The 6779-nt window shown below is 62.2% G+C and carries 7 protein-coding genes; 2 read left to right on the top strand and 5 right to left on the bottom strand.

The genetic code is table 11. The annotated features are described in order from the left end of the window. The coding region (locus ADN01_RS02435; protein WP_152973998.1) for a hypothetical protein at positions 1-165 on the bottom strand (165 nt) is incomplete at its 3' end. Positions 166-235: 70 nt separating this feature from the next. Between ADN01_RS02435 and ADN01_RS02430 the strand changes: the two genes are divergently transcribed. Together ADN01_RS02430 and ADN01_RS02425 are read left to right on the top strand one after the other, a co-directional pair. Continuing rightward, the gene (locus ADN01_RS02430) at positions 236-1045 is read left to right on the top strand and encodes a TolB family protein (RefSeq protein WP_075070903.1); all 810 of its coding nucleotides are present in this window, start codon (positions 236-238) and stop codon (positions 1043-1045) included. 28 nt (positions 1046-1073) lie between these two features. Continuing rightward, positions 1074-3098 carry a protein kinase domain-containing protein gene (locus tag ADN01_RS02425; protein ID WP_075070902.1) on the top strand — a complete coding sequence of 675 codons (2025 nt, stop codon included), beginning with the start codon at positions 1074-1076 and terminating at the stop codon, positions 3096-3098. An 81-nt stretch (positions 3099-3179) separates the two neighbouring features. Here ADN01_RS02425 and ADN01_RS02420 read toward each other — a convergent pair whose 3' ends face one another. The 4 genes from ADN01_RS02420 to ADN01_RS02405 are packed head-to-tail and all read right to left on the bottom strand — an operon-like array spanning position 3180 to position 6779. Next, a complete protein-coding gene (locus ADN01_RS02420; RefSeq protein WP_062418700.1) occupies positions 3180-4184 on the bottom strand; it encodes a 1-aminocyclopropane-1-carboxylate deaminase/D-cysteine desulfhydrase in 1005 nt (334 codons plus the stop codon). Further along, positions 4181-5296, bottom strand: a complete 1116-nt coding sequence (locus ADN01_RS02415) for a lipid II:glycine glycyltransferase FemX (RefSeq protein ID WP_062418701.1) — start codon at positions 5294-5296, stop codon at positions 4181-4183. The genes ADN01_RS02420 and ADN01_RS02415 overlap by 4 nt, the downstream gene beginning before the upstream one ends. Continuing rightward, the gene (locus ADN01_RS02410; RefSeq protein ID WP_062418702.1) at positions 5293-5784 is read right to left on the bottom strand and encodes an NUDIX hydrolase; all 492 of its coding nucleotides are present in this window, start codon (positions 5782-5784) and stop codon (positions 5293-5295) included. Before ADN01_RS02410 ends, ADN01_RS02415 begins: the two co-directional genes overlap by 4 nt. Further along, positions 5781-6779 carry a lipid II:glycine glycyltransferase FemX gene (locus ADN01_RS02405; protein WP_062418703.1) on the bottom strand — a complete coding sequence of 333 codons (999 nt, stop codon included), beginning with the start codon at positions 6777-6779 and terminating at the stop codon, positions 5781-5783. The genes ADN01_RS02410 and ADN01_RS02405 overlap by 4 nt, the downstream gene beginning before the upstream one ends.

Raw genomic sequence — 6779 nt, 5'->3', positions numbered from 1 at the left:
GACTTCACCGTGCTGGTAGGGGCTCATCGTGCCCGGGTCCACATTGATGTAGGGGTCCAGCTTTTGCACGGCCACCTTGAAGCCGCGCTCCTTCAGGGCGCGTCCCAAAGCCGCCGCCGTAACCCCCGCGGTTACCGCCACGCGTACCCCCTCGCCCACCCCCACCGCCTTTGGCGGCGGACTGGGTCAGATCGCCTTTGTCTCCGATCGTTCCGGTACCTTCCAGTTGTGGATCATGAACGCCGACGGCTCTCAGCAGCGTCAGCTCACCGATATGCCCAATGGAGCCTGCCAGCCCGCCTGGTCGCCCGACGGCAGCCAATTGGCGTTCATCTCTCCTTGCGCGGGGAAACGCAACGAAATTTACGAGAACGCCCAGATTTACCTCATGAACGCGGACGGCAAAAATATCCGCCTCATGCCCCGCACCCAGGCCGGTGATTTTGATCCCGCCTGGTCTCCGGAAGGTTCCCGCATCGCCTTCACCTCCATGCGCAACGGCGTTCCGCACATCTTTGTGCTCGACATGAGCGAGGACACCCTCTCCGAGGTCTCCGATACCCGCCATGCCGATTTCCAACCTGCCTGGCGTCCAGGTGCCCGTCAGCTGGCCTTCGTGCGCAAGATGACCTTCAACCACATCTGGATTATGTCCGACCAGGGCTTTACCCAGTTCCAATACAGCTCCAGCGGGGATGTCAACGACACCGCGCCGGTGTGGTCTTCGGACGGTGAATTCCTGCTCTACACCCGCAGCAAGATTTCTCCCACCATCCCCTGGATCCAGCTCCTGGCCTACGAGAACCGCAGCTCTGGTCCCGAATTGCGCATCCCGCCCCTGAATTCTCCCGATATCGGTCCCGTTTCAGATCCCGATATCTCGCCCGATAATTTGTGGATCATCTATGAAAGCTGGCCGGACGGGCGCAACCACGATATCTTCCGGGTGGATATCAACGGTGCTGACCGTATCCGCCTCACCAGCGACCCCGGTTTCGATTTTGGCCCCGTCTGGAGGCCGATGACAGCCCTCACCGCGCCTTAGCCCATCCCCTTCTTCCGGAGATCAACTTATGTCTGTCGCTGTTGGGGCGCTGCTCCACAACCGCTATCGGATCGAGAATATCATCGCCCGCGGCGGCATGGGCGCGATCTACCGTGCTGTGGATGAAAGCCTGGGCGTGGCCGTGGCTGTCAAAGAGAATCTCTTCGGCTCACAAGAATCCACCCGCCAATTCCGCCGCGAAGCCACCATCCTGGCCAGCCTGCGCCATCCCAACCTGCCGCGCGTTACCGACCACTTCGTCATCGAAGGCCAGGGGCAGTATCTGGTCATGGATTTCATCGAGGGTGAAGATCTGCTGACGCGCATCGACCGCCGCGACCGCATCACCGAAGAAGATATCGTCCTCATCGGCTCCGCGGTCTGTGATGCCCTGACCTACCTCCATTCCCGCACCCCGCCCGTCATCCACCGCGATATCAAGCCCGGCAATATCAAAATCACCCCTGCCGGTCAAATTTACCTGGTGGACTTCGGTCTGGCCAAGACCATCGACCCCGGTCAGGCCACCACCATCGGCGCTCAGGCCCTCACCCCCGGCTACGCCCCGCCCGAACAGTATGGGCAGGGCACCGAGCCGCGCTCCGACCTATACGCCCTGGGGGCCACCCTCTATGCCGCCCTCACCCACACCATCCCCGAAGACGCCCTGGCGCGCGCGATGGGCAGCGCCCAACTGACCCCCATCCTCAAACTGAACCCGCGCGTCTCCACCGCGCTCACCGCCGTCATCGAAAAGGCCATGTCGGTGCAGATGGATGACCGCTACCCCTCCGCCGACGCCTTTAAGCAGGCCCTGCTTTCGGCCAATACCGCCGCCCGGCAGCGCATTTTACAGACATCTGAGACGGTGATGCCCGCGTCCTCCAACCAGGCGGTAGTCGGCTCCATCATCGGCGCAGCCGCCAAACCCAAACAGCGATCTTTCCCCTGGCTGCTGGCGGCCTTTGGCGGCCTGCTGGCGGTTGGGTTGTGTCTGGCGCTGGTCTTTTTCGTCCTGCGCGGCCAGCTGCCCTCTGCCGCCCTTTCAACCCCCTCTCAGCCTGCTCCCACCGCCGCCCTGGCCGCGGCCGCAGACACACCCAGCCCCACCCAGCCCCTGCCGCCGCCTGTCAGCCCCACAGATACCCTGCCGCCACCTCTCACCGCCACCCCAGAGCTGCCCACCCCCACGCTGCCTCCCCAGGCCACCGCTCTCGGCGGAGACCCCGGCCAGATCGCCTTTGTCTCCAACCGCACGGGGACCTATCAGATTTTCACCCTGCGCCTGGATAACAATCAGGTGACGCAGGTCACCGACCTGACCGATGGGGCCTGCCAGCCAGATTGGTCGCCGGATGGGCAGCGCCTGGTGTTTGTTTCCCCCTGCCGCGCCCGCCAGGCCACCTACAAAGGCTCCAGCCTATTTCTCATCAATACCGACGGCAGCGGCCTGACCCCCCTGGTGTCTTCCCCCGGCGGTGACTTTGAACCGGATTGGTCACCCGACGGCGCCAAAATCGCCTTCACCTCCATCCGTCAGAATAACGTGCCCTACGTGTTCATCTACGATCTGGCCGCCAACCGCGCCGCCCGCCTTACCAACACCGCCACCAATGAAATCCGTCCCACCTGGTCGCCCAGCGGTGAATGGATCGCCTTCGAAAGCACCCGCCTGGGCGTGCTCCAGATTTGGGTCATGGACGCCGAGGGGAAAAATGTGCGCGAATTCTCCCGCCAATCCGACGGCGCCGCAGCCTACCCTGCCTGGAGCCCCGCCGGGGATGTGATCGTCTTTTCCCGCGGTTCCAACGCCCAGGGGCTGGTCTCCAAGCAGTACCCGGCCATCAGCACCGACACCTTTCCGGTGTCCGAATTTCGCCCAGCCCTCAACGCGGCCTACAGCCCCGATGGTTTTTGGCTCTTGTTTGAAAGCACCCAGGACGGAAATCTGGATCTGTACCGCATGAACAGCCTCTCCGGCGCCAACCTCACCCGCGTCACCGATGACCCCGCCGAAGATTTCGACGCCGTCTGGCGGCCTGCAAGCAACTGACCTCCCATCCGTTAACAGAAACAACCGCCTGGCCATCCGTTGCACGGCTGCCAGGCGGTTGCTGTTTTTCTTTCCAGCAGGTTACTTGCGCGTTTCCTGCCCTGCCGCCGGTCCCAAGGGGCGCTTGCCCAACAGTTGCGCCGCGTAAGGATCCGCGAACAGTTCCGGCGTCCCGCCCGTATGCCAGAACAGCACCGTTTCATCGGGCTTAAAGAACTTCTTGCGGATCAGATCAATCATGCCGCCCGCAGCCCGACCCGTGTACACCGGGCCTAAGAGCATCCCTTCCGCCTGGGCAAAAAGCTCAATTGCCTCTTTTTCCGATTCGCCCATCACTGCGTAGCCTGCCCCCAGGTAGTCCGCGTTCACCAGAACCTCTTCCGGTCGGAAAGTAATTTTCTCACCAAAGCGTGTAGATGCCTCGCTGGCCATCGCGGCGGTGGTTTCCCGCATTTCATCCACCGGCACATCAATGCTGACGGCCAGGATTTTCCCCTTGAACCCCTTCAGCTTCGCCCCCAAAAGCATCCCCGAAAGCGTTCCGCAGGAAGAAGACGGCACAATGATCCAATCTGCTTCCACCCCCTGATTCACCAGCTCGTCCATGGCCTCCACATAACCCAAAGCGCCGGTCGCGTTCGAGGCACCCAAAGGGATTTTGTAAGGCCGACGTCCCGCCTCCCAGGCCTGCTCAAAGGTGCGCTCAAAGGTCTGGTTTCGTTCCGGCCGCTTTGTCCAAACGATCTCCGCTCCAAACAAATGATCCACCAACAGGTTCCCACTGGGCATTTCCGGTTCCTGACCGTTGAGCACCAGGATGCAGTCGAACCCAAAGCGCCGCGCCAGGGCCGCCGTCTGACGGCAGTGGTTGGATTGAATGCCGCCCATCGTCACCAACGTTTTCGCACCGTTGGCCTGAGCCTCTGCAATCACATATTCCAATTTGCGGGTCTTGTTTCCCCCAAAGGCCACGCCTGTCTGGTCATCGCGTTTCACCAACAGCCGCGGGCCGCCGAGAACTGCGCTGAGCCGCGGTAACGCTTCCACCGGGGTGGGTAGATGGGCAATACGAACTCTCGGAATCATGCAAGCATCTCCTGTCGGGTGCGCGCCTTGCCTAGCCGCCGCATCAACGCCAGCAGTCGGGGCAAAGTACGCGTGTAAAGGGAATAGAACCAAGGACGGCTCGCAAAGTCCCAGGCGCCCAGCGTGCGAATCACGCGGCCGCCCAGGCCCTCTTTGAACCGGTAGACACCCCACATCGAATCGCTCTCCTCAAACCGATCAGGTGCGCCCCACAAATCGTACACGGTGCACCCCTTGGCCCGCGCCAGCCGCATGGCTTCCCACTGCAGCAGGTAATTGGGCATTGCCTCGCGGTGCGCATTTCGCGACATCCCATACAAATACCAGGCCCGGCCCCCAAAATGAAACAGGATCAGCCCCGCCACGGTCTCGTCTCCCACCGCGGCCAGCAATACTTCTGCCATACCAGCTCGCAGAAAGCGTTCCCACACCTGCCGGTAATACCCCTCACCGCGGATCACGAACCCGTCCCGCACTGAGGTCTCAGCGTACATGCGGTACACATCTGCCAGGTCCGCCTCACCGCCAGAACGGATCACAACCCCTTTCCGTTCCGCCAGACGCAGGTTATAGCGGGTTTTCTGCTTCATGCGCCCCAAAAGCACCTCATCCGGCGCATCCACATTCACCCAAACCGTGTTTTTAAACTGCACCTGGCCGTCAGAATAACGCCAGCCGCGCTGCATCAACTCTTCACTCACGCGCGCGCCCACGGCGTCTTCCTGGGCGTCTTCCGCCCCTGGAACACCCACCCCCAACTGCACTTCCGGGTCCATTTTGATCATGATGGCCCCTTCCGCGCGGGCAAAGGCCTGCAAGTCGTCCAGCACCTTTCGGCGCAGCCCCTCATTGGCCCAATCCAGCAGCGGGCCGCGCGGCGCATACAGCACATTCACCCCAAAATTGATCCCGCCCGCGCGCAGCGGCCGTTTCAGCACCAGCGCCGCCGCTTCCGGCACGCCCCCATCCCCTTCCCACACCAGCGGGCAGGCCTCCCAACCGTTGGCTTTCTTGGCCTGTGCCCATTCCCAGCTTTGCAGCACATGCGCCCCTGGCAAGCCGCGAACCACCTCATTCCAGGCCTCACCCTGCAGATCCAGCGCACGCCTCATGCTTTGGCTCCTCGCGCCCAGACAGAAACGGCCTCCGCGTGGGCTGTGCAGATCGGCTGGGGCAGCGCTTCGGGTGCAAAATATCCCAGTTCCCGAATTTCTTCGGTACAGGTCAGTTTGCCGCCCACAGCCTCGCCCCGATACAGAAAAAACAGCCCGTTTCCGCGCGGGTCGTCATAGGGGAAGACCCCCACCAGACCGCCAATGCGCACTTCCAGACCCGTTTCTTCGCGCGCCTCGCGCACCGCAGCCGCCTCGGGCAGCTCATCCACTTCCACAAAGCCCGCTGGAAAATACCACATATCCTTCCACGGGTCAAAAGCGCGCCGCGCCAGCAAAGCTTTGCCGTTAGCTTCCACCGCCACCCCCGCCGATACCTTCCAATGCGGGTAAAAGACCCACCCGCAGGCTGGACAGGCCTCGCGTTCATGCTGATCGTCCAGTACCATCTGCAAGTAGGTCCCGCACATCAGGCAGTAGTGGCTCATTGTGCCTCTCCTCCTGCCTGCCTCCGCCCCGTCCACCACTGGTACAGGCGGTACAGTGTGGGGTGATAAACATGCTCCCAGGCGCTGGCCGCCCGCTGCAGCTTGCCGCCAAAACCGCGCTTAAAGCGGTACACGCCCCACAATCCGACCGAGCGATGTTCAAACTGTGCTTCCAAAACCTCTTCTTCCTCGTCGGGCACGCCCCACAAGTCATACGTTGTGCATCCGTGGCTGCGCGCCCAGCGCATGGCCTCCCACTGCACCAGATACGTGGGCATCCGATTGCGCTCTTCGTCGCTGGATGCGCCGTAAAAATACCAGGAGCGCTCGCCGTGCGCAAAAACCATCACCCCCGCCAGCGGCTGACCTTCATATTCCGCCAGCAGCAGCGCCCGTTCCTGCACCGGAAAGCAGTCAAAAGCCTTTTGATAATAGGCCGGGGTATGTACCCCAAAGTCGTCCCGCGCGCCAGTGACAGCCATCAGACGATTAAAGGCCCCCACATCTTCCGACTGCCGCACCACCACGCCTTTTTTCTCGGCCAGTTTAATGTTGTAGCGCGTCTTTTGCTTCATCCGCCCCAAAATGTCAGCTTCGCTGCCGCTCAGATCCACCACCAGGGTGCGCCGCGGTTGGATCGTTGCGGCGCCCTCCACAAAGCCGTTCATCTGGGCGCGGCGTTTTTCATCCAACGGTTCCCAGGCATCTGGCTCCACTTTCAGGAACACGGCCCCCTCGCGGCGGCAGGCGGCGTGAATTTCCGGCCACAATCCCGCCCAGTCTTCGCCCAGCGGCCCCTTGGGCACATATCCCACCGAAACACCAGGCAAGGCTCGCCGGAATAACACCAGCGCCCCGCTGCCGCCGTGTACCACCGGCACCGGCCGCCAACCAAACGTGCGCTTCAGCGCGCCCCAGGCAGCGCTTTGCAGCACATGGGCCTGCGGGTGTCCCGCTGTGAAGCGTTCCCAAGCGTCAAGGGTGAGGATGCTCAT

This window comes from Levilinea saccharolytica, from assembly GCF_001306035.1.
In the GTDB taxonomy this organism is placed as follows: domain Bacteria; phylum Chloroflexota; class Anaerolineae; order Anaerolineales; family Anaerolineaceae; genus Levilinea; species Levilinea saccharolytica.
The sequence above is the reverse complement of the archived record's forward strand: the minus strand, read 5'-3'. Positions and strand labels throughout refer to the sequence as shown.

What these genes read in the sequence shown, in the direction of transcription:
- ADN01_RS02425 (WP_075070902.1), top strand. Translation starts at nt 1,074, where the DNA reads ATGTCTGTCGCTGTTGGGGCGCTGCTCCACAACCGCTATCGGATCGAG.
- ADN01_RS02420 (WP_062418700.1), bottom strand. Translation starts at nt 4,184, where the DNA reads ATGATTCCGAGAGTTCGTATTGCCCATCTACCCACCCCGGTGGAAGCG.
- ADN01_RS02410 (WP_062418702.1), bottom strand. Translation starts at nt 5,784, where the DNA reads ATGAGCCACTACTGCCTGATGTGCGGGACCTACTTGCAGATGGTACTG.
- ADN01_RS02405 (WP_062418703.1), bottom strand. Translation starts at nt 6,779, where the DNA reads ATGAGCATCCTCACCCTTGACGCTTGGGAACGCTTCACAGCGGGACAC.
- ADN01_RS02430 (WP_075070903.1), top strand. Translation starts at nt 236, where the DNA reads ATGAACGCCGACGGCTCTCAGCAGCGTCAGCTCACCGATATGCCCAAT.
- ADN01_RS02415 (WP_062418701.1), bottom strand. Translation starts at nt 5,296, where the DNA reads ATGAGGCGTGCGCTGGATCTGCAGGGTGAGGCCTGGAATGAGGTGGTT.